Origin of the sequence: Vibrio sp. G-C-1, from assembly GCF_021728015.1 — a bacterium.
GTDB lineage: Bacteria > Pseudomonadota > Gammaproteobacteria > Enterobacterales > Vibrionaceae > Vibrio > Vibrio splendidus.
In genome coordinates, this window is sequence record NZ_JAKKCR010000018.1 from 59,487 (window position 1) to 80,688 (window position 21,202).

Genomic DNA, 21,202 nt, shown 5'->3' on the forward strand with positions numbered 1-21,202 from the left:
TACTTAAATAGCTGTCTACTTAAATAACTACATAAGTATCTGGCGACTCCTCCTTGCGAGACTATTCGGCTTTCTTATCTGACGGTGCTGAAGCTTCACTGTTGACCTGAATGGTTTCAGATTCCACAGTTTCCGTGACACTAGGTTCAGTCTCACTCGGCTTATCAGACTCAGGCTTAGCATACGGGCGTTGAACTTGAGCAGCGGCCTGCTTAAGTTCATCAACTGATGCTTTTAGGTCTGGAGATAAATCTTCCATACCCATTTTTTCCGCCTTGCGTAGGTTTTCTTGCAGCTCTTGCACCTTAAGCTCGTGAGAAAGTTCATCTTTCACACTGTTTGCCATGCTTTTCGCTTGTCCAACAAACTTGGAAATACTGCGAATCGCCACAGGTAAACGCTCAGGTCCTAAAACGACTAACCCAACGACAGATATTAATACCAGTTCCCAAAAACCGATATCAAACACGATTTACGCCTGCTCTTTGTCTTTCTTTGTTTCAGCAGTCGTTTCAGCGCTAGCTTCTTTCTTCTGCTGTTCAATGTTCTTTGGTTCAAAGTCTGCGTCTTTCTTATCTGCAGGCTTATCTTCATCGCTCATTGCTTTTTTGAAGCCTTTCACCGCTGAACCTAAGTCACCGCCCATGCCGCGCAGTTTCTTCGTTCCGAAAAGTAAAATTACAATCACAGCAATGATTAGAAGTTGCCAAATACTGATACCACCCATTGTCATTGTCCTCGGGTCTGTCTACACATAAAAAATATTAAGGGAGTCTACTGTCTAACGACGGTAAGCTCGCCAACTTAGCAGCCAAAATGTGACACCTGCGATGCCACAGCCCATAGATAGCTGCTCATAAGGGCTTGAAACTAATATTGCGGAGCATACGACTAAAGTAGCTCCAACGCCAAACAAAAACTTTCCTGTTGCTTGCTGACGCTTACTATCTCGGTAACCTTGATAAAGCTGATCCATTCTGTGGTTCATCGCTTTACCTTGGCGCAAGCTGTCATAAAGTAGTTCTGGCAGCTCTGGCAGTTTCTCTGCCCAGAATGGCGCACGCTCTTTTACTGCGTTGATCACAGCTTGCGGCCCCACCTGATTCATCATCCAGGTTTCAAGGAAAGGCTTCGCCGTTGCCCACAAATCAAGCTGCGGATACAGCTGACGGCCTAGGCCTTCGACATACAACAAGGTCTTCTGAAGAAGCACCAACTGAGGTTGAACCTCCATGTTGAAACGTCTTGCTGTATTAAATAAGTTTAGCAACACATGGCCAAATGAGATCTCGCCAAGTGGTTTTGCAAAAATTGGCTCACACACCATGCGAATCGCGAACTCGAAATCGTTAACGTTGGTGTCGTGTGGCACCCAACCCGAATCCACGTGCAGCTCTGCGACCTTACGGTAATCTCGATTGAAGAAAGCCAGCAGGTTCTCTGCTAAATAACGCTTATCTTCGCTATTGAGCGTACCAACAATGCCACAATCCAAACCAATCCACTGAGGGTTATCCGGATTTTCTGGATTAACGAATACGTTACCCGGGTGCATGTCGGCATGGAAAAAGCTGTCTCGGAATACTTGAGTGAAGAATACCGTCACACCACGTTCTGCCAACAATTTCATGTTGGTGCCGTTGGCGTTCAGAGTTTCAATATCGGAAACCTGAATACCATAGATTCGCTCTGACACCATCAAGGTTTCACTGCTTAAATCAGGGATAACCTCTGGGACATACAGCTCTTCGCTGCCTTCAAAATTACGTCGCAGCTGAATGGCATTGGCTGCCTCTCGGCGCAGGTCCAGTTCATCAATTAACGTTTTTTCGTACTCGTGAACGACCTCAACCGGTTTCAAACGACGTGCTTCAGGAAGCGACTTAGCGACTATACGCGCCATTCGGTGCATCAGTTTTAGATCTGCATCAATCACCGGGCGAATATCAGGGCGAATTACCTTCAGAACAATCTCGCGGCCGCTCTCTTTAAGCTTTGCCGTATGCACCTGAGCGATAGAAGCCGAGGCCAGTGGCTCGATATCAAAGTCGGTAAACCAGTTATCTAAACTGCCACCCAGTGCCTTTTCCATATCTTGCTTGGCCAATGCGCCATCAAATGGAGCGACTTGGTCTTGCAATAACGCCAATTGATCAGCGATATGAGGAGGGAACAGATCACGACGTGTCGACATCATTTGACCAAACTTGATCCACACTGGCCCAAGTTCTTGCAGCGCAAGGCGTAAGCGATGACCCAACTCTTTATCTTGATGCTTGTTCTTAAGCCAAAACAGTGACTTTCGCGCCAGTAAAGGAGCTTTAGTCAAATGGTGCTCAGGCATCAATTCATCAAGGCCGTACTCTAACTGTACCTTGATAATATGATAAAGACGTTTCAGTTCTGTTGGGGTCATATTTTCTCCAACAGAGCGTTCAACTTAGCTTCAAGGCGAGCTACCGAGCTTTTTACGTCATCAACCTGATCGCAAAAATGCACCACTTCTAACGGAGCCGGTGCAATCTTCCACTCTTCTGTCAGAACCTGAGCAACATGGTTTTGATGCTTAGTTGCTTGCTTCGCCACAAAACCACCAACGTTTTTAACGCCTTGTACCACGGTATGCGCAACCACATCACCCGTTACGCGCGATAGCCACTCTTCTAAGTCCGGCTTGCAGTCTGTCATCAGCTGAGCGAATTTTTGTGCGAGTTGAATGTCACCCTCTAAGATCAGCTTATCTTGCTTGATCAGCTTGGTGATGTTCGATTGCTCACGCAGTTCAGGCAGTACCGATAGGTTCAAAGATAGGTAGCAATCAGGTTGCCCTTCGTATTCAGACAACACATCGATTTGTTGGCTAAAAACGAAAGTGAGAGTTTTATTCAGCTCTTTCAAATTAACTTGAATGATCTGCCCCTTTAAACGAGACAAACGACGAACCAAGGCTGGATCATCGTTCACGAAAGTATTTAAAGAGGTTTCAATAACCGCGGTGACCAATGGATCAAATGGCATGACTGTCCTTACCTTTGAAAACGGATAAGCCTTAACCTATCCGTTCTGTCTTTATTCTTATTGTTTAGCACGCCCTACGAGCCTGCTACCAAGTTCGACTAGAACTTGTAACCGCGGTGCAGCGCAACAATGCCGCCCGTTAGGTTGAAGTATTTCGTATTCTCAAAACCCGCGTCTTGCATCATGCCTTCCAAAGTTTCTTGGTTCGGGTGCATGCGGATAGATTCTGCTAGGTAACGATAGCTGTCTGCGTCGTTGGCAATCAGCTCACCCATTTTTGGCAATAGGTGGAAAGAGTAGGCATCGTAAACCTTTGATAGAGGCTCAAGTACTGGCTTAGAAAACTCAAGAACCAACAGACGACCGCCCGGCTTCAGCACACGGTACATTGAACGCAGCGCTTGGTCTTTGTCGGTAACATTACGCAGACAGAAGCTGATGGTAATGCAATCGAAGTAGTTATCTGGGAAAGGCAGCTCTTCAGCATTGGCTTGAACGTAATGTACGTTGCCAACAATACCGCTATCACGCAGTTTATCGCGGCCAACATTCAGCATTGAGTTGTTGATATCAGCAAGAACCACGTGGCCTTTTTCACCAACGATACGCGAGAATTTCGCAGTCAGGTCGCCAGTACCACCACCAAGGTCTAGGATACGTTGACCAGGGCGAACGCCACTGCAATCAATCGTGAATCGCTTCCACAAGCGGTGAACACCACCCGACATTAAGTCATTCATGATGTCGTATTTAGCGGCTACAGAGTGAAATACCTCTGCTACTTTCGCGACTTTTTCGTCTTTTGCGACTGTTTCGAAACCAAAGTGTGTGGTTTCTGACTCTACTGCTGAATTTGTCTGCACGCTTGTGTCCATAATGCTGTTATCTACCATGGTAAGTTCTCATCGACAGCACACGCTCTATTTAGAGGCGCTGCGGCCGATTAGTTTACTTTATCCTCAGTAGGTTGTCTTTCTACTAAAGAGACATTTTCTGAAAAAGCCTCATTTTGAGCCATTTCAGCCAAGCCTACCGAAATCGGTTTCTTCACCTCAACACCGAGTTGCTTGAAGCTTTCTGCCTGACGAATCACGTTGCCACGCCCAGTCACCAGCTTATTCATTGCTCCTTGGTAGCTTTGGTTGGCTCTATCTAATGAGCTTCCAAGACCTTCCATATCATCAACGAACAGGCGTAATTTGTCGTAAAGCTTGCTCGCACGTTCCGCGATAACTTGCGCGTTCTGATTCTGTCTATCGTTGCGCCACAAGTTATCAATGGTACGCAGTGCCACCAGCAAGGTGGTTGGGCTAACCAAGATAATGTTTTGCTCCATCGCGTCTTTGACCAAGCTAGGGTCAGCTTGAATCGCGACTTGAAACGCAGGTTCTACCGGAATAAACATCAACACATAATCAAGGCTCTGTATGCCTTTTAGTTGATGATAATCCTTCTGGCTCAAGCCTTTAATGTGCGCGCGCAATGAAGCCAAGTGATCACGTAATGCAGCATCACGTTGTTGATCAGTTTCAGCATTGAAGTAACGCTCAAACGCCACCAAAGCCATTTTTGAATCCACCACCACTTGCTTGTCTTGTGGCAGATGCACAATCACATCTGGCTGGTAACGCTTGCCCGCATCGTTTTGCAGGTTCACTTGAGTTTGGTATTCGTGGCCTTCGCGCAGCCCTGATTCTGCCAGCACCCGTGCCAGTACCACTTCGCCCCAGTTACCCTGCTGTTTATTATCACCCTTTAGTGCTTGGGTCAGATTAACCGCTTCACGAGTCATGCTCTCATTAAGACGTTGCAGGTTTTTAAGCTCATGTACTAAGGTGTGACGCTCTTTGGCTTCTTGGCTAAAGCTGTCGTTCACTTGTTTCTTGAAGCCTTCTAGTTGCTCTTTCAGCGGCGACAACAAACCCTTTAAGCTTTGCTTGTTTTGTTGATCGACCTTAGCGGTTTTGCTCTCAAACAGTTGATTCGCTAACAGTTCAAACTGCTGCTTAAGTCGAGATTCTGCTTGTTCTAGCAGTTGCAGCTTTTCACTGTTGGCGAGGTTTTCTTGGTCATGTCTTGCCTCTTGCTCGCGAAGCTCAGCCTCTAACTCAGACTTATGCTCCTTAAGAACATTGATATCATCGGCATACTGTTGGCGCTCTTGCTTGACCGCCTCAAAGTAGCGCAGCTTTTCCATCGCGGCCATCACCTTGCCATGGGCTTGCTTGAGCTCGAATGCCGCTTTGTCTCGGTCATCATCCAACTCATTAAGCTCTTGTTGCGCCTCTGCGAGCGAGGACTTGAGCTGAGATTGTTGAGACTCATGCAGCAAACGGTCGGACTCTAGCTGCTGTTCAAGAAGTCGCTGTTGAAAAGAGAACTTCTGTTTGATCCACCAACCCACCACACCGCCGCTGACGAGCGCGCCAGAAATAGCAGCAATAAGCGGTGCTTGATGTTCGATAATCCATTGCATGATAATGATTTAGCCTAATTGGAAGTAACTCATTAAATGGTATTTTGATACTGGATAAATGTCCAGTTTGCCGTATTAAATTTCGACAGATAGACTAGGCGCTCCGTATTCTGTCCCATCAAATTAGAATGAGTTGCTATGAACGAACGTCGTGCCTTGGGCTTTGGCCTTTCCGCGGTATTACTGTGGTCAACAGTTGCTACTGCTTTTAAGCTGACCCTTGCTGAGTTTTCGCCGATTCAAATGCTGACCATTGCCAGCATAGTGTCATCGATGGCACTGATCGCCATCTGCGCCTTTCAAGGCAAGCTTTCTCAGCTGAGTACTACGTTTCTTTCAAACCCTTGGTATTACCTACTGCTCGGCTTGGTCAATCCACTGGCCTACTACCTGATTCTATTCAAAGCATACGACCTATTGCCTGCATCTCAAGCGCAGGCCATTAACTACAGCTGGGCAATCACGCTAACCTTGATGGCGGCGGTTTTTCTCGGACAAAAAATTCGTAAGCAAGATTGGATTGCTTGTACCTTCAGTTATGCGGGTGTGGTGGTCATTGCCACCAAAGGCGATGTGCTAGGAATGCAGTTCGATAGCCCACTCGGTGTGGCTCTGGCGCTACTTTCAACCTTGCTTTGGGCGGGATACTGGATTCTAAACACCAAAAACAAGGCTGACCCTGTGATTGGCGTATTGCTTGGTTTCTTAGTGGCATTGCCCTTCGCGATCGGTTTAACCCTCTACGAAGGCGAGAGCTTTAGCCAAATCACAGCGAAAGGTTGGATGGCCGTGACTTATGTTGGCCTGTTCGAGATGGGCATTACCTTTGTCTTGTGGCTCTCGGCATTAAAACTGACCAACAACACGGCACGTATCAGCAACCTAATTTTTGCCTCGCCGTTTATCTCGTTGATGCTACTTTCCACGATTATCGGCGAAGAGATTCACCCAGCGACCCTGTTTGGTTTGGTACTGATCATTGCCGGCTTGGTGATTCAACAGGTCAAGTTTTCAAAAAACAAACCTGCGTGAATGAGTAAATGAGTAAATGAGTAAATGAGTAAATGAGCTAAAAGACTCGATTGAGCACGAAAAGCTATCGATAAATTCGAATCTAGAGTTAGATTACAGCTTATAGATACAAAAATGGCGAGTCATATGACTCGCCATTTTTATGTAATTTAAAATCTAATGGATAAGCTCAAAGCTTAAACCCACTGGCCTGCTGCAAAGCCAGAGCTCCAACACCATTGGAAGTTGTAGCCACCTAACCAACCTGTTACGTCCATTACTTCGCCAATGAAGTACAAACCTTTGATGTCCTTGCATTCCATGGTTTTTGAAGATAAATGATTGGTGTCCACACCGCCTAGAGTCACTTCGGCCGTTCGGTAACCTTCGGTGCCGTTTGGCGCTATTTTCCAGTTCTCTAGATGCTCTACAATTTCATTTAGCTGCTTTTCGTTGAACTGTTTGAGCGGCTTGTCTTCAAGCTCTTTACGGTCAACCAACACTTCCACAAAACGCTTTGGTAATGCTTTCGCTAAGGTGTTTTTCAGGCTCTGATTTGGGTGCTTCTCACGAGAGTTTTCAAGTAGTTCAGCAACGTCCACTTCTGGTACTAGATTAATCGAAACCGATTGACCCGCTTTCCAGAAAGAAGAAATTTGCAATACCGAAGGGCCAGATAGGCCGCGGTGAGTAAACAGCAACGCTTCTTTGAATAAGGTGCCGTCTTGCGCGGTGATCTCGGCAGGAATCGCGATTCCTGAAAGCTCAGCAAAGGCTTCTTTGTCTTCTTTATGCAGAGTAAATGGCACCAAACCCGCAGTAGTCGGCATCACAGACAAACCAAACTGCTCAGCAATCTTATAGCCAAATGGCGTCGCGCCTAGTTTCGGCATCGATAAACCGCCCGTCGCCACGACAAGTGAGTCACACTCAACTTCGTCGGTATTAAGGTGCATCTTAAAGCCAGCGTCTGCTTTTTCGATGGAGTGAACATCACAACGGTAGCGCTGTTCAACTTTCGCCTGCTTACACTCTTCAAGCAACATGCTCACGATGTCTTTTGCAGTGTGGTCATTCACACAGAACAATTGGCCGTGGTCTCGCTCTTCGAACTCAATACCGTACTTGCTCACCATCGAGATAAAATCCCAGTTGGTGTATTGAGATAAGGCTGACTTCACGAAGTGAGGGTTGTTACATAGGAAGTTGTTGGCTGAAACATCATAGTTGGTGAAGTTACAACGGCCGCCACCTGAGATTAAAATTTTTCTGCCTGGTTTCTTTGCATGATCAACCACCAGCACTCGTCGGCCACGTTTACCCGCTTCCGCAGCACACATTAAGCCCGCGGCGCCCGCACCAATTACGATTACATCAAACTTTTCACTCATTGGGGTTCTGCTTTCTTCACTTTTGCACCTCGAGTACGCCCTGTTCTCGAAATGCCATCAATAAAAAAGGATGTGCATAAACAGCACATCCTTACTAATTGCTCGCTATTCTAGCGGCAATTTTAAACTTTGCAATTGATGTTCAATTGTACAATTTGCAGACAGCAGCAAACCACTACTTGGCTTAGCGAACCAACAACCGAAGCTTTACACCAAAGCCTAAACTCTACTTCACACGTACTAAATAACTTAGACGATGAAAGAAGAAAGCAACGTTACACCCAGCAGAGCGGAAGAAAGTATAAACAACTGTCTTACGCGATCACACTTCGACATAAACACTTCGTCGTGGTGATGGTGGTACTCTTTGCTTTTGATGTAACTAAACAAGCGAACCTGTTTGGTCATATTGCCATGAGTTGTGAAGAATCCACCTCCGTCTACTTGTTGATAAAGTAGAGGATGTGCTTCTCGCATTATATAAATGAGTGTTCTTAGCGCAGTAAAATATCGCGCCCAGTTCACGCAAGTCACAACCATTAGTGCAAATAGAATAGTGTCGCCGCTGATCATCCTTTCCTCCCTACATCTTCATAAGAAAACTCAAAAGAAAAAGATAATCAGTGTCTTTCCCGTACTACCTAAACGGCAGGAGCTTCCATAATTGAAGATGAACCATCTTTTGCCAATTGCGCTAGGTCTTTATCAATAAAGAACAGTGCTTTACCGTCTTCACCAACAAGCTCTAGCTTATCCAATACACCTTTAAACAACTTCTCTTCTTCGTGTTGCTCTGCAACGTACCATTGCAGGAAGTTAAAGGTTGAGTAATCTTGTGTGCTGAAAGCAACGTGAGCCAGTTTGTTGATCTTTTGAGTAATCATCTGCTCATGTTCATAAGTTTCACGGAACACTGCACCAAGGCTATCAAATTCATGTTTTGGCGCTTCAATCGCACCTAGAATTGGCATTGCACCTGTTTCACTTACGTAAGTGAAAAGACGCTGCATATGTTCCATTTCTTCTACTGCATGAACACGCAGAAACTCTGCTGCACCTTCAAATCCTTTGTCTTCACACCAAGCACTCATTTGTAAGTATAGATTGGATGAGAAAAATTCTAGGTTAATTTGATCATTCAGTTGCTCAACCATAGTTTTTGACAGCATTTAAGACTCCTAATTACATCCTCAATTTTCTCTACTATATCACTATTTAATGAATATCTCGCAGGCCATTAGTTAACCAATATTTCGAGCGGTCATTACGCAAGACAGTGGATATGAGATCACTTCAGCAAAAAAAGCCATCGCATAGTGCTAATCTTAAATCAGACAATGAATAAAGGAGGTAGCGATATGAGTTACAAACATATTTTGGTCGCGGTCGATTTATCAGAAGACAGCAAATTAATTGTGGATAAAGCGGTAGCATTGGCTAAGCCATTGGAAGCCAAAGTCTCTTTTATCCATATCGATATTAACTACGCAGAGCTGTATACCGGCCTAATTGATATCAACATGGCAGAAACCCAACATAACGCGATGGAAGCATCTCGAGTTCAGCTGCAAAATTTTGCTGAGCATGCTCAATACCCAATCACCCATACCTTAGTGGGCAGTGGCGATTTGAGTCATGAGCTGTGTGACACCATCAACGAGTTCAATGTTGATTTGGTGGTTTGTGGTCACCATCAAGATTTCTGGAGCAAGCTACTTTCTTCAACACGACAACTGATCAACGCCTCTCCGGTTGATATGCTGGTCGTGCCTCTAAGAGATTCAGAAGACTAATGAATTAAGGTTAGGTAACATACAGCTCATATCTTATTAACGAAGTTTTACTATGAGCTATTTAGCTGGTGTTACCCTCCTATGGGCCTTCTCCTTTAGCCTGATCGGCGTTTACCTTGCTGGTCAGGTTGATGCTTGGTTCTCTGTACTGATGCGTGTTGCCCTTGCAGGTATCGTGTTTCTTCCTTTCCTTAAGTTCCGTGGCGTCTCGCGTAAGCTGATCGCCAAATTGATGGCCATTGGTGGCATCCAGCTTGGCTTAATGTACTGCTTCTACTATCAGTCTTTCTTACTGCTATCCGTTCCTGAAGTCCTTTTGTTTACCGTTTTCACCCCAATTTACGTCACGCTTATTTATGATTTCCTCAAAGGGCAATTCTCTCCGTGGTACTTAGTGACTGCGGCCATTGCGGTATTGGGCGCGGTATTCATTAAATTTGCGGGCATCAATGAGAACTTTTTAGTTGGCTTCCTCGTCGTGCAAGGCGCGAACCTGTGCTTTGCTATCGGTCAGGTGAGTTACAAGGTGGTGATGGAGAAGGAATCGACTGAATTACCTCAGCGAACCGTATTTGGTTACTTCTACTTGGGGGCGTTATGCGTCGCTTCCGTTGCTTTCATGCTACTGGGCAATCCAGAGAAGCTGCCAACCACCACTCTTCAATGGGGAATCCTGATCTACCTTGGCTTGATTGCTTCGGGGCTGGGTTACTTTATGTGGAATAAAGGCGCGTGCATGGTCAATGCTGGCGCACTGGCTGTGATGAACAATGTCTTAGTTCCAGCTGGCCTTGTGGTGAACATCCTGATTTGGAACAGAGATGTCGATTTGGTTCGATTGTCTATTGGTGGTGCCGTTATCTTGTTCTCTTTGTTCGTCAATGAGACGTGGGTGAAGAAGCGTGTTGCGAGAGATGCTAACAATGCCTAGTGCGTTAAGCTAACAAGCTGTATTTAACTAATAAGCTTTGTTTGACTAGCAAGATTCTTATTTAAAATAATACCCAGAAAGCAAAAGAGCGACCGTAGGTCGCTCTTTTTAAATCATCTGTGTAGCAATAAGCTCTTCGAATTAACTTCAGTGGATGTGATTGTGGCTCACCACCTGAGTCTTGCTTTCAGTGAAGGCAACGTCATCAAGTTGTAGGTTGATGCGTTCAAGATCACTTTCCAGTTTTTGGCTTTTCTTAAACAGCTTTTGCTGTTTCTTAATCATCTTCGCGAGCTTTTTGTTGTACTTCTCTTGTTTCTTCGCCGCTTTCTTCGCTTGTTTGAGTTCAGCTTTCTCATCGCCGCTCGCCTTCGCCATCAATTTTTTCAGCTTGGCTTTTTTCAACGCGACTTTATCCGCTTTTTCTACGATAGCAGGATCAAAGATTTGTACCGTTGGCTCAACGCTGTCCATTACCTCGATAAGAGAAACTTCTGGAGTTGGCAATGTTTCAGCAAGTAGACCACACGCGACTTTTTCTTCAGCGGGTTTATTCTGACAATCAATCGGTGGGATGGCTGTTGGTTTGCATAGATTCGCTTGATCCGACGATGAGCGCGCACAAGAGCGGCACACGAACTTTGGTTCAGTGACCAAGCTGTGGATTTCTCCCAAGTGTTCGGTGATATCTCGACGGTTTAACTTACAAAAGCGTTTAGCCATGCTACAACTCCAGCTAAGAATAATAATGATTCTTAGTTAGATATACATCCGTAACGCGACTATCGCAAGTGTTAAATAGTGATTTATCGTATTTATGACGGAAAATTTTCTTAGCGTGTCTCTAAGTTATTGATGCTTTAACTGAGTAATTAATACTTTACCTAGGTCATTGATGCTTTCACATACACATCAAAACGGTTCTTTTTGGTTTCGATCGCCATGCTCGGTTTTTGCTCATCTAACCATGCTGCGTAATCCGGTCTTTTGACCACAACTCGCTTAGATGCGAGTTTAAGGGCTGGTTGCAATAAAGCATCTGCATCCATATCGGCACCCACCAGTGATTGGAATACACGCATCTCTTTCTTAACCAACGCCGATTTCTTCTTGTTCTCAGGATGTGGGTACATTGGGTCTAGGTACACCACATCAGGCTGTTCGAAATTTGGATCGTTGCTGAGTTTATCTAACGCATCGTGACTTGAAGCGTGAATCAACTTCATACGTTCAGTTACCCAACCACCGATGTCAGGGTCTTGTTGAGCTCGCTGCAGACCGTCATCCAATAATGCAGCCACAACTGGATGTCGCTCTACCATCTGAACTTTACAGCCCAACGACGCCAACACAAACGCATCACGTCCTAAACCAGCGGTACCATCAAGGATAGTTGGCGTTGCACCTTTGTTTAAACCTGACGCTTTAGCAATCGCCTGACCTTTACCACCACCAAACTTACGTCTGTGACCGACTGCGCCTCCCACTAAATCAACAAAAATAGCGCCAAGCTTCGGTTCATCGACTTTACGTAACTCAAGTCGCTCGCTAGTCAATACCAAAGCGAAATCGCTGTTTTCATCATGAGATAAATTCCAACGGGTCGCTAAGTCATTTAGATGATCGATTTGGGTAGCATCTTCGCAAATCAGTTGTAGTTGCAAGGTCGTCTCCAACAGACAGTAGTATTCAAAACAAAAGAGGCAACCAGTTTACCTGATTGCCTCAACAATACATATTAGCGGTGCAAACTATTAGTAGCTCTGAAAGCGATTAGCGCTGCTAGTGCTGCTAGTGCTAAAGAATACTCATCGTGCAGCTTGGTTCAATTAATCCAAGTACTCTAACGTTCGCTCTTTTTGTAACTCTTCAACAAGCTCAGCAAGTGGTTTAGGTCGACCGATGATGTAACCCTGCGCGTAGTTCACACCAAGTTCGATCAGCTTGTCGATTATCTGGGTATTTTCAACAAACTCAGCCACCGTGTGTTTACCCATCTGCTTAGCTAAATCATTGATCGAGCGAACCATCACATGGTCCATCTCGTTGACAGCAATATCACGCACAAACAAGCCATCGATCTTCACGATGTCGACCGGCAATTTCTTCAGGTAGCCAAACGACGATAATCCAGAGCCAAAATCATCCAGTGCAATCATACAGCCAAGCTCTTTGATTCGAGTAAAGAACTTGATCGCCTGCTTCATGTTACTCATCGCAGCCGTTTCGGTGATCTCTAAACAGATTTTATGGCACGGTATCGACGAGTCTCTCAAGCTCTCAATCAAGAACTCTACAAACTCACGATTACCCATCGAGTGGCCAGAAAGGTTGATTGAACACATCCCCAAGTCATCGATAATATCGGGGCGTTGCTCCAACCAACTCAAGGTTTGACTCACCACTTGTCGGTCAATCAAATGCGCTATGTTATAGCGTTCTGAGGCAGGCATGAAGATCCCTGGGGAGATGTATTCACCGTGGATATTCTTGATGCGAACCAAGATTTCGAAGTGCATTTTCTCGCTGTTTTTATCTAGGCCAAGAATGCGCTGAGCAAACAACTCTAAGCGATCGTTAGCCAAAGCCTCATGCACTAGATTGACGCATTCCATCTCTAGGTGACGACGACGCAGGTCTTCATCATCTTGATGGTAAAGGTTGTAACGGTTACGCCCTTCCTCTTTAGCAGCATGGCAAGCAGCATCGGCCTGAGCATGTACCATCTGTGGTGAGGCTGCAGTATGGTCAATCAATCGGATACCAATAGAGCTGGTAAGATTAAGGCGAATATCACCCCACAAGAATGGGTTCTCACTCATCGTCGAGATAATACTGCGACACACATTCACCGCATCTCGCTCAGTACAGTCTTTCATTAATACTGCAAATTCGTCACCACCCATCCGCGCTAACACGGCATTGTATGGCAGTACCTCTTCCAGCAGCTTGGCACTAAACATGATTGCGGCATCTCCCGCTTCATGCCCCGCTGTATCGTTCAAGACCTTAAGTTGATCTAAATCCAAGAACAACATCGCGTGAGTTCGCATGTGGCTCTCAACCTCTTTGAGCGCCTTTTGCAGCTCTTGCTCAAAGTGATTACGGTTAAACGTGTCCGTCAGCAAGTCATAACGAGCTTGATATTCTAGCTTTTCCGACAACTCACGAGTTTCGGTAATGTCTTCTCCAACAATCAACAGCTGATCAGACTCAACCAGCGGGCGAATATTTTCACGAATCCAGATGGTGCTGCCATTAGCATGGCGATATTCAATATCACGACGCCATACGCCACGAATCTTATGCTGTGGTTGCAATAAGATATGACGCGGGATCATTGCGTTTTCATCGACATAGAACTCTCTAGGACGATGACCTAATAGCTGGTCTAGCGGGTAACCTAGTAACTGCTCAGCAAACTGGTTCACTTGTTGAATGCGATTATTGCCATCGAGCGTAATCATCATCACGGGTTGTTTGTCGTAATACAGCTTGAGATTCGCTTCACGCTGGAACAACTTATTCTCCGCGAGCTTACCCGAGGTAACATCACGAGCTTCAAATAAGAACTGAACATCATCCTCTTCACTGCCCGGCATAGGCTTTAAAGAGATATCCAACACCATCGCACCACGATCACGACACCACACCTCAGCTTCAAATCGCAAAATCTGATGTTCATCGCTCGAGATAAAGTATTCTTTCAGTTCCTGTCTTGCTGAGTCTTCCCAGTGTTGGTGGCTTTGAAGAGGTGTTCCCAATTTATAGCCTTGGTTATAAAGCAGCTCATGTAACTTGCTGTTACTCGACAGCAATACACCGCCCTTATCAATAATTCCCATAAATTGCAGGCTTTGATCGAATATCGACTCAAGAAGTAGTTGGCTCTGACGGCTTGTACGTTCACTTTTTTGAAGGCGATTAAGGTAGTACATCAAGGTGACGATCACACATAACATGCTTAAGAAAAGTAGGCCGATCGTACGAATTTCATCGTGATAACGAACCCAAAATGGCTTGGGTTTGTTTAAGAAAGTCACCGATGCTTCATTTTCTGCGCCTAGGTTCCAGCGAGAGATTTGTTGATAGTCGAGTTTAATTTCAGCAGCACCTGGAACCACGGCGCGCAATGGAGCTGATGGGTTATCAAGTACTTCTAAAAGTATGCTTCCAGCCTCTCGACCTTGAATCTTTCCTCCTTGAATCACACCGCCAATAGCGCCATGCCCCAAGCCTAAATCGTTAACCATATAGATAGGTATTTGGCTTTTTTTATTTAATTCACGCCAATCTTCATTGCTAGTCACACGACCGTTGATGTCTCTAAAATAAACCCAGAATAACAAGCCATTACCCGGCTTTGCCTTTTGAGTAAATGCTATCAATTCTTGGTAAGTGTCTGGCGTGTAATGCTTCACAACACCTGACATCTCAGGGTTGTTTTCAAGGAAGATATCAATCTGGTTACGAACAGCCTCGCCAGTGACCGAGTGATCGGTTACCACATGAATTCTTTTTACCGACGTTTGAAGGCGCTTAATCAGTTCGATGTTGCTCGCCATATCGGTGTCTTCGGTTACGCCTGTCGCATTCAACCCTTCAATCATGCCTGGTGAAAAGTTGTTAATTCCCCCAAAAATCACAGGCGTACCCTTTAATTGCGGAGCCAATCGCTTCATTAGGTTCAAAGCGTTGTTATCACTCACGACAACGGCGGCAAAGTCTTCGTGCATCAATTTAGTTCTATAGAGTTGATACACGCGCTCCAAATATTCAGCATTCTGTGTGCGTTTACTATCGAGATATACGACTCGATAAGACAAGCGGGTTCGATCCAGCTCTTCTGCCAACCCTTTTTGGAAACTGTCTGTCCAAAAAAATCCTTGATGGTAAGAGTGAATAACCAACACATCTTTTGTTTGTGCTGAAGTAAAAAAACTCCAACACATCAAAATTAATAACAACGAAAATCGCACTGAATTCACCCTAACACTATAGTTGCTGCTAATATTATCACCCTTGGCTATGATGTGTACTCTAGCTAGTCTGATTTCATTCAATCTAAGGATTCTGCATGTCCACAACCACCGCTCGCCTGGATGACCTAGACCGTGCCATTCTAAAAACTTTAATGGAAGACGCGCGCACGCCTTATGCTGAAATGGCCAAGCAGTTCGATGTTAGCCCTGCGACAATTCACGTTCGAATAGAAAAAATGAGATCGGCTGACATTATTGAGCGTACAGAAGTGGTGGTAAACACCAAAAAGCTAGGTTACGACGTGTGCTGCTTTATTGGTATTAACCTTAACGCAGCCCGCGACTACCACTCGGCCATTGCGAAGCTAAATGCTTTAGACGAAGTGGTCGAGGCGTACTACACCACCGGTGCTTACAATATTTTTGTAAAGCTGATGTGTAAATCGATCGAAGAATTGCAGTTCGTGCTGATTGATAAATTGCAGGCGATCGACGAGGTTCAATCGACAGAGACTCTTATCTCGCTGCAAAACCCAATCAATCGCAACGTGAATCCATAATCTATACACGCATTAGATTATGTTTAGGTGACCCAAAAAGAAAAGGCTGAACGCAATGTTCAGCCTTTAATCTATCTAGCTTATGTCGTCTCGAATCTAAGCTCTGTTGCCTAATATAGGCCATGCAGCTAGCAATAAGGTAATCACAAACCTAAGCTTGAATACCCGCATGACGCAGCATCGCGTCGATTTGTGGCTCACGACCACGGAAGCGTTTGAACAGCTCCATTGGCTCTTCACTGCCACCCATCTCAAGGATGTTGTTCAGGAAGCGATTACCCGTTTCAGTATTGAAGATACCCTCTTCTTCAAATGCAGAGAACGCATCTGCAGACAATACTTCTGCCCACAGGTAGCTGTAATAGCCTGCACTGTAGCCACCAGCAAAGATGTGACCAAAGCTGTGCGAGAAGCGGTTCCAATCAAGACTTGGCAGTACCGATACCTTAGACTTCACGTCGGCTAGTGTTTCTAGTACGCGAGCACCGACTTCTGGATCGTATTCAGTGTGTAGCGTGAAATCGAACAGGCCAAGCTCTAGCTGACGCAGGATAAACATCGCTGACTGGAAGTTCTTCGCCGCTAGCATCTTCTCTAGCATCTCTTTCGGTAACGCTTCACCGGTTTCGAAGTGACCAGAGATGAACGACAGCGCCTCCTCTTCCCAACACCAGTTCTCTAGGAACTGACTTGGCAACTCAACCGCGTCCCAAGGCACACCATTGATACCTGACACAGCACCCGCATCAACTTGCGTTAACATATGGTGAATACCGTGGCCGAATTCGTGGAATAAGGTCACCACTTCATCGTGAGTAAATAGCGCAGGCTTATCACCGACTGGCCTGTTGAAGTTACACGTTAGGTAAGCAACAGGCGTTTGTAGCTCGCCAGATTGAGTAATGCGACGACCACGACAGTCATCCATCCAAGCTCCGCCACGTTTGTGTTCACGTGCGTATAGATCTAGGTAGAAGCTACCGCGCAATGTTCCTGTCGCATCAAAGATATCGAAGAAGCGCACTGAATCATGCCATGTATCCACGCCTTCACGCTCTGTTACCGACATACCAAATACACGGTTTAGTACTTCGAACAAACCAGAAACCGCGTTCGACTCAGGGAAGTATGGACGAAGCTCTTCATCAGAGATCTCGAACAAGTTCTGTTTTTGTTTCTCGCTGTAGTAAGCGATGTCCCACAGGTTTAGCTCAGAGACACCAAACTCTTTTTTAGCAAACTGACGTAGCTCTTCTACTTCGCGCTCACCTTGTGGTTTGGCTTTTACTGCTAGGTCGTTAAGGAAACCAAGTACTTGGTCTGGCGTTTCTGCCATCTTCGTCGACAAAGATTTTTCGCTGTAAGTGCTAAAGCCAAGCATGCGTGCGATCTCGTGACGCAGCTTAAGTTGCTCTGTGATGATCTCAGTGTTGTCCCACTTGCCAGCATTTGGACCGCGATCTGAAGCGCGCGTTACGTAAGCTTCGTACAGCTCTTTACGTAGTTCTTGGTTATCACAGTACGTCATCACCGGTAGGTATGATGGGATATCCAGAGTCAGTAGGTAACCTTCCTGCTCTTTAGCTTCTGCCGCGGCTTGTGCTGCCGCCAGTGCTGATTCAGGCATACCGGCCAGTTCAGCTACGTCTGTGATCTGCTTGCTCCAACCCATGGTTGCATCAAGCACGTTATTTGAGAATTGAGAACCTAGCTCAGACTGGCGCTTGCTGATCTCACCGTAGCGATGCTGTTCGTCTGCGGGTAAGCCAATGCCTGATAATTCAAAATCACGCAGTGCGTCAGTGATGGTTTTTTGTTGAGCTTGGTTTAATGCCGAGAATGCTTCGCTCGCCTTGATCACTTTATACGCTTCGAACAAACCTTTGTGTTGACCGACCCATGTGCCGTACTCAGAAAGAACAGGCAGGCAGCTCTCATAAGCGTCACGCAGTTCGTCGCTGTTCATCACAGAATTCATATGGCTTACAGGTGACCAAATACGGCCTAAACGATCATCCACTTCATCAATTGGAGCAACGAGGTTGTCCCAGCTTGGTGAAGTATTACCTTCAAGTACTTGTTCTATCTTGTTGCGACACTCTTCAATCACTTGCTCAACCGCTGGCTTAACGTGCTCAGGTTTGATCTGTGAAAACGGAGGTAAGTCCGTGAAGGTTAATAGCGGATTAGACATATAAACATTCCTTTGGCTTTAGAGACTTTCGTCTTTTTTGTAATGAGGTCGTCTTACAGTCATCAGGCTCAGGGTCGCCCTAAAAAATCACCTGCGAATAGTTATTAGATAGTGCCCAACAAGGCAAATTTCAATAGTAGAACCAATAACTAACTGCATATTGCTAACGACTGTTCCTGAATTGTTCGAGAATTTATGGTCCATTGGGGGTTATAATAGTCAAACTAACCCCACCTACACTAACCACACTCTAATTCGAGAGTGTTACGAGAGTTTAATTTGTTAAGTTATCGCCACAGCTTCCACGCGGGCAACCATGCCGACGTAGTAAAGCATATCGTACAGAGCCTTATTCTTAATTCTTTGAAACAGAAGGATAAGCCTTTTGTTTATCATGACACTCACTCTGGTGTAGGTCGTTACGACTTAACGCATGAATGGTCTGAAAAAACCGGTGAATACAAACAAGGTATTGCACGCCTATGGTCTGCAAGTGAAGCAGGTCAACAAGATCTTCCTGAAGACATTCAAAGCTACCTTGAATCTATCTCAGCACTCAACAATGGCGAGAAACTGCGTTTCTACCCAGGTTCACCACGTGTTGCACGTGCACACCTGCGTGACCAAGACCGCATGGTATTAACAGAACTTCACCCTGCAGACCACCCTCTGCTTGAGCAAGAGTTCCACCGCGATCGTCAGGTGTCTATCTATAAAGAAGATGGCTTCCAACGCTTAAAAGGCAGCCTGCCACCTAAAGAACGTCGTGGTTTGGTTCTTATCGACCCACCTTACGAGCTGGCAAAAGAGTATCGTGATGTTGTTACTGCGATTGCTCAAAGCCATAAGCGCTGGGCAACCGGTATCTACGCAATTTGGTACCCAGTGGTAAATCGCTGTGATATCGAAGATATGATCGAAGGACTTGAAGGCTTAGGCATCAACAAAATTCTACAAATCGAACTTGGCGTATCACCAGACACCAACGAGCGTGGTATGACGGCATCAGGCATGATTGTTATCAACCCACCTTGGAAGCTAGAAAGCCAAATGAACGAAATTCTTCCATTCTTGAAGGAAGCAATTGCGCCGGCGACCGGTCACTTCAAAGTAGAGTGGATCGTACCCGAGTAATCTCAAACTCGATGGCATAGTTTGAAGAATCTTCAATAGACTGTGACGTACACGAATAAATTTTAAACAGGGAGATTGAGTTCAACCAATCTGCCCTCAATATAATAATTAGACAATTTAAGAATCTATAGGACGTAGGTGTTCAGTGCGCTCACTGTACCCACAACCTTCAATAAATGGAGAAAGTAATGGCGACTCATTTTGATTACATCTGTATCGGCGGCGGTTCAGGCGGCATCGCATCAGCTAACCGCGCAGCAATGCACGGTGCAAAAGTTGCACTTATCGAAGCTCAAGACCTTGGTGGTACTTGTGTAAACGTTGGTTGTGTTCCTAAAAAGGTTATGTGGCACGGTGCTCAAGTTGCTGAAGCAATCAACCTATATTCAAAAGACTACGGCTTCGATGTTGACGTAAAAGGCTTCAACTGGGGCAAACTGGTTGAAAACCGTCAAGCGTACATTGGTCGTATCCACCAATCTTACGATCGCGTTTTGGGTAACAACAAAATAAACGTAATCAAAGGCTTTGCTAAGTTTGTTGACGAAAAGACCGTTGAAGTTAACGGCGAACACTACACAGCTGATCACATCCTGATCGCAGTGGGTGGTCGTCCAACCATTCCAAACATCCCTGGCGCAGAGCACGGTATCGACTCAAACGGTTTCTTCGACCTGATGGAGCAACCTAAACGTGTTGCTGTTATCGGCGCGGGCTACATCGCAGTAGAAATCGCAGGCGTACTAAGTGCACTTGGCACAGAAACACACCTATTCTGCCGTAAAGAGTCGCCACTTCGTAGCTTCGACCCAATGATCGTTGAGACACTGGTTGAAGTAATGGAAGCGGAAGGCCCAACACTTCACACGCACTCAGTTCCTAAAGAAGTAGTGAAAGAAGCAGACGGCACACTGACTCTGCACCTTGAGAACGGCAACACTCAAAACGTTGACCACCTAATTTGGGCTATCGGTCGCCACCCAGCCACTGACGCTATCAACCTAGCATCAACGGGTGTTGCAACCAACGACCGTGGCTACATCAAAGTAGATGAGTTCCAAGCAACCAACGTTCCTGGCATCTACTGTGTTGGCGACATCATGGAAGGTGGCATCGAACTAACACCTGTTGCTGTTAAAGCCGGTCGTCAGCTTTCTGAGCGCCTATTCAACGGTCAAACCAACGCTAAGATGGACTACACGCTAGTTCCTACTGTTGTATTCAGCCACCCACCTATCGGCACAATTGGTCTAACGACTCAAGAAGCTGAAGAGCAATACGGCAAAGACAACATCAAGGTATACACGTCTGGTTTTACTGCAATGTACACCGCAGTCACTCAGCACCGTCAACCTTGTAAGATGAAGCTAGTGTGTGCTGGCGAAGAAGAGACTGTAGTTGGCCTACACGGCATCGGTTTCACTGTTGATGAAATGATTCAAGGCTTCGGCGTTGCAATGAAGATGGGCGCAACCAAAGCAGATTTCGACTCTGTTGTGGCGATTCACCCAACGGGCAGCGAAGAATTTGTGACGATGCGTTAATCGCAAATCATAAGATTGAAGAAAGAAGCAGGCTTAGGCCTTAATGCCGTTCACTTAAGAGTGAACGGCATTTTTGTTCTTAGCATACCGCTGTGGTCTAGGCTTAACTGTTCTAGGGAATGTTCTTTCCCTCCGCCCTTCAAGTATTAAGCTTTCAGCCATGTTGTG

At 45.7% G+C, this 21,202-nt stretch carries 19 protein-coding genes; 6 read left to right on the forward strand and 13 right to left on the reverse strand.

Annotated features, from left to right (window positions below):
- Positions 1 to 61 precede the first annotated feature (61 nt).
- The 6 genes from tatB to rmuC all read right to left on the reverse strand — a co-directional run bounded on the left by tatB (position 62) and on the right by rmuC (position 5,494).
- Positions 62 to 469 (reverse strand): Sec-independent protein translocase protein TatB, encoded by a 408-nt coding sequence (gene tatB, locus L3V36_RS21475; RefSeq protein ID WP_004735566.1) that lies wholly within the window; start codon positions 467 to 469, stop codon positions 62 to 64.
- 3 nt (positions 470 to 472) lie between these two features.
- Positions 473 to 727 carry a Sec-independent protein translocase subunit TatA gene (gene tatA, locus L3V36_RS21480; RefSeq protein WP_004735565.1) on the reverse strand — a complete coding sequence of 85 codons (255 nt, stop codon included), beginning with the start codon at positions 725 to 727 and terminating at the stop codon, positions 473 to 475.
- 54 nt (positions 728 to 781) lie between these two features.
- On the reverse strand, positions 782 to 2,416 hold the full coding sequence (gene ubiB / locus L3V36_RS21485) for a ubiquinone biosynthesis regulatory protein kinase UbiB (RefSeq protein WP_017079346.1): 1,635 nt from the start codon (positions 2,414 to 2,416) through the stop codon (positions 782 to 784).
- The gene (locus L3V36_RS21490; protein WP_017086336.1) at positions 2,413 to 3,018 is read right to left on the reverse strand and encodes an SCP2 domain-containing protein; all 606 of its coding nucleotides are present in this window, start codon (positions 3,016 to 3,018) and stop codon (positions 2,413 to 2,415) included. Before L3V36_RS21490 ends, ubiB begins: the two co-directional genes overlap by 4 nt.
- Before the next feature lie 98 nt (positions 3,019 to 3,116).
- Complete coding sequence (ubiE, locus tag L3V36_RS21495) at positions 3,117 to 3,896, reverse strand: bifunctional demethylmenaquinone methyltransferase/2-methoxy-6-polyprenyl-1,4-benzoquinol methylase UbiE (protein ID WP_029235100.1); 780 nt, start codon at positions 3,894 to 3,896, stop codon at positions 3,117 to 3,119.
- 65 nt (positions 3,897 to 3,961) lie between these two features.
- A complete protein-coding gene (rmuC, locus tag L3V36_RS21500; RefSeq protein WP_102448449.1) occupies positions 3,962 to 5,494 on the reverse strand; it encodes a DNA recombination protein RmuC in 1,533 nt (510 codons plus the stop codon).
- A gap of 138 nt (positions 5,495 to 5,632) precedes the next feature.
- Between rmuC and L3V36_RS21505 the strand changes: the two genes are divergently transcribed.
- Positions 5,633 to 6,526: a DMT family transporter gene (locus L3V36_RS21505; protein WP_004735560.1), complete on the forward strand. Its 894-nt coding sequence runs from the start codon at positions 5,633 to 5,635 to the stop codon at positions 6,524 to 6,526.
- Between the two features lie 176 nt (positions 6,527 to 6,702).
- Here L3V36_RS21505 and L3V36_RS21510 read toward each other — a convergent pair whose 3' ends face one another.
- The 3 genes from L3V36_RS21510 to ftnA form a co-directional block, all read right to left on the reverse strand.
- Complete coding sequence (locus tag L3V36_RS21510) at positions 6,703 to 7,896, reverse strand: NAD(P)/FAD-dependent oxidoreductase (protein ID WP_102448448.1); 1,194 nt, start codon at positions 7,894 to 7,896, stop codon at positions 6,703 to 6,705.
- Positions 7,897 to 8,145: 249 nt separating this feature from the next.
- Positions 8,146 to 8,469, reverse strand: coding sequence for a universal stress protein UspB (gene uspB / locus L3V36_RS21515; RefSeq protein WP_004735557.1), 324 nt, complete (start codon positions 8,467 to 8,469; stop codon positions 8,146 to 8,148).
- A gap of 68 nt (positions 8,470 to 8,537) precedes the next feature.
- A complete protein-coding gene (gene ftnA / locus L3V36_RS21520; protein ID WP_004735556.1) occupies positions 8,538 to 9,065 on the reverse strand; it encodes a non-heme ferritin in 528 nt (175 codons plus the stop codon).
- 189 nt (positions 9,066 to 9,254) lie between these two features.
- Here ftnA and uspA point away from each other — a divergent pair, with 189 nt between their 5' ends.
- Complete coding sequence (gene uspA / locus L3V36_RS21525; protein WP_004735555.1) at positions 9,255 to 9,689, forward strand: universal stress protein UspA; 435 nt, start codon at positions 9,255 to 9,257, stop codon at positions 9,687 to 9,689.
- A 52-nt stretch (positions 9,690 to 9,741) separates the two neighbouring features.
- Positions 9,742 to 10,620: a carboxylate/amino acid/amine transporter gene (locus tag L3V36_RS21530; protein WP_102332584.1), complete on the forward strand. Its 879-nt coding sequence runs from the start codon at positions 9,742 to 9,744 to the stop codon at positions 10,618 to 10,620.
- Positions 10,621 to 10,767: 147 nt separating this feature from the next.
- On the opposite strand, the gene L3V36_RS21535 is transcribed toward L3V36_RS21530, so the two are convergent.
- From L3V36_RS21535 to L3V36_RS21545, 3 genes are all read right to left on the reverse strand, one after another.
- Positions 10,768 to 11,343 carry a hypothetical protein gene (locus L3V36_RS21535; RefSeq protein WP_017081708.1) on the reverse strand — a complete coding sequence of 192 codons (576 nt, stop codon included), beginning with the start codon at positions 11,341 to 11,343 and terminating at the stop codon, positions 10,768 to 10,770.
- 161 nt (positions 11,344 to 11,504) lie between these two features.
- Positions 11,505 to 12,284, reverse strand: coding sequence for a class I SAM-dependent methyltransferase (locus L3V36_RS21540; RefSeq protein WP_102455871.1), 780 nt, complete (start codon positions 12,282 to 12,284; stop codon positions 11,505 to 11,507).
- A gap of 165 nt (positions 12,285 to 12,449) precedes the next feature.
- A complete protein-coding gene (locus L3V36_RS21545; protein ID WP_102455870.1) occupies positions 12,450 to 15,572 on the reverse strand; it encodes an EAL domain-containing protein in 3,123 nt (1,040 codons plus the stop codon).
- Positions 15,573 to 15,697: 125 nt separating this feature from the next.
- Here L3V36_RS21545 and asnC point away from each other — a divergent pair, with 125 nt between their 5' ends.
- Entirely contained in the window at positions 15,698 to 16,162 is a 465-nt protein-coding gene (gene asnC / locus L3V36_RS21550) for a transcriptional regulator AsnC (protein WP_004735550.1), read from the forward strand.
- 151 nt (positions 16,163 to 16,313) lie between these two features.
- Here asnC and prlC read toward each other — a convergent pair whose 3' ends face one another.
- On the reverse strand, positions 16,314 to 18,356 hold the full coding sequence (gene prlC / locus L3V36_RS21555) for an oligopeptidase A (protein WP_102448445.1): 2,043 nt from the start codon (positions 18,354 to 18,356) through the stop codon (positions 16,314 to 16,316).
- Between the two features lie 279 nt (positions 18,357 to 18,635).
- On the opposite strand from prlC, the gene L3V36_RS21560 reads away from it, so the two are divergent.
- Together L3V36_RS21560 and gorA are read left to right on the forward strand one after the other, a co-directional pair.
- Positions 18,636 to 19,490 (forward strand): 23S rRNA (adenine(2030)-N(6))-methyltransferase RlmJ, encoded by an 855-nt coding sequence (locus L3V36_RS21560; protein ID WP_029222664.1) that lies wholly within the window; start codon positions 18,636 to 18,638, stop codon positions 19,488 to 19,490.
- Positions 19,491 to 19,678: 188 nt separating this feature from the next.
- Positions 19,679 to 21,034 carry a glutathione-disulfide reductase gene (gene gorA, locus L3V36_RS21565; RefSeq protein ID WP_004735546.1) on the forward strand — a complete coding sequence of 452 codons (1,356 nt, stop codon included), beginning with the start codon at positions 19,679 to 19,681 and terminating at the stop codon, positions 21,032 to 21,034.
- Positions 21,035 to 21,202 lie beyond the last annotated feature (168 nt).

What these genes read in the sequence shown, in the direction of transcription:
- L3V36_RS21490 (WP_017086336.1), bottom strand. Translation starts at nt 3,018, where the DNA reads ATGCCATTTGATCCATTGGTCACCGCGGTTATTGAAACCTCTTTAAAT.
- L3V36_RS21510 (WP_102448448.1), bottom strand. Translation starts at nt 7,896, where the DNA reads ATGAGTGAAAAGTTTGATGTAATCGTAATTGGTGCGGGCGCCGCGGGC.
- ubiB (WP_017079346.1), bottom strand. Translation starts at nt 2,416, where the DNA reads ATGACCCCAACAGAACTGAAACGTCTTTATCATATTATCAAGGTACAG.
- rmuC (WP_102448449.1), bottom strand. Translation starts at nt 5,494, where the DNA reads ATGCAATGGATTATCGAACATCAAGCACCGCTTATTGCTGCTATTTCT.
- gorA (WP_004735546.1), top strand. Translation starts at nt 19,679, where the DNA reads ATGGCGACTCATTTTGATTACATCTGTATCGGCGGCGGTTCAGGCGGC.
- ftnA (WP_004735556.1), bottom strand. Translation starts at nt 9,065, where the DNA reads ATGCTGTCAAAAACTATGGTTGAGCAACTGAATGATCAAATTAACCTA.
- asnC (WP_004735550.1), top strand. Translation starts at nt 15,698, where the DNA reads ATGTCCACAACCACCGCTCGCCTGGATGACCTAGACCGTGCCATTCTA.
- L3V36_RS21535 (WP_017081708.1), bottom strand. Translation starts at nt 11,343, where the DNA reads ATGGCTAAACGCTTTTGTAAGTTAAACCGTCGAGATATCACCGAACAC.
- uspA (WP_004735555.1), top strand. Translation starts at nt 9,255, where the DNA reads ATGAGTTACAAACATATTTTGGTCGCGGTCGATTTATCAGAAGACAGC.
- uspB (WP_004735557.1), bottom strand. Translation starts at nt 8,469, where the DNA reads ATGATCAGCGGCGACACTATTCTATTTGCACTAATGGTTGTGACTTGC.
- L3V36_RS21505 (WP_004735560.1), top strand. Translation starts at nt 5,633, where the DNA reads ATGAACGAACGTCGTGCCTTGGGCTTTGGCCTTTCCGCGGTATTACTG.
- prlC (WP_102448445.1), bottom strand. Translation starts at nt 18,356, where the DNA reads ATGTCTAATCCGCTATTAACCTTCACGGACTTACCTCCGTTTTCACAG.
- tatA (WP_004735565.1), bottom strand. Translation starts at nt 727, where the DNA reads ATGGGTGGTATCAGTATTTGGCAACTTCTAATCATTGCTGTGATTGTA.
- L3V36_RS21530 (WP_102332584.1), top strand. Translation starts at nt 9,742, where the DNA reads ATGAGCTATTTAGCTGGTGTTACCCTCCTATGGGCCTTCTCCTTTAGC.
- L3V36_RS21545 (WP_102455870.1), bottom strand. Translation starts at nt 15,572, where the DNA reads ATGTGTTGGAGTTTTTTTACTTCAGCACAAACAAAAGATGTGTTGGTT.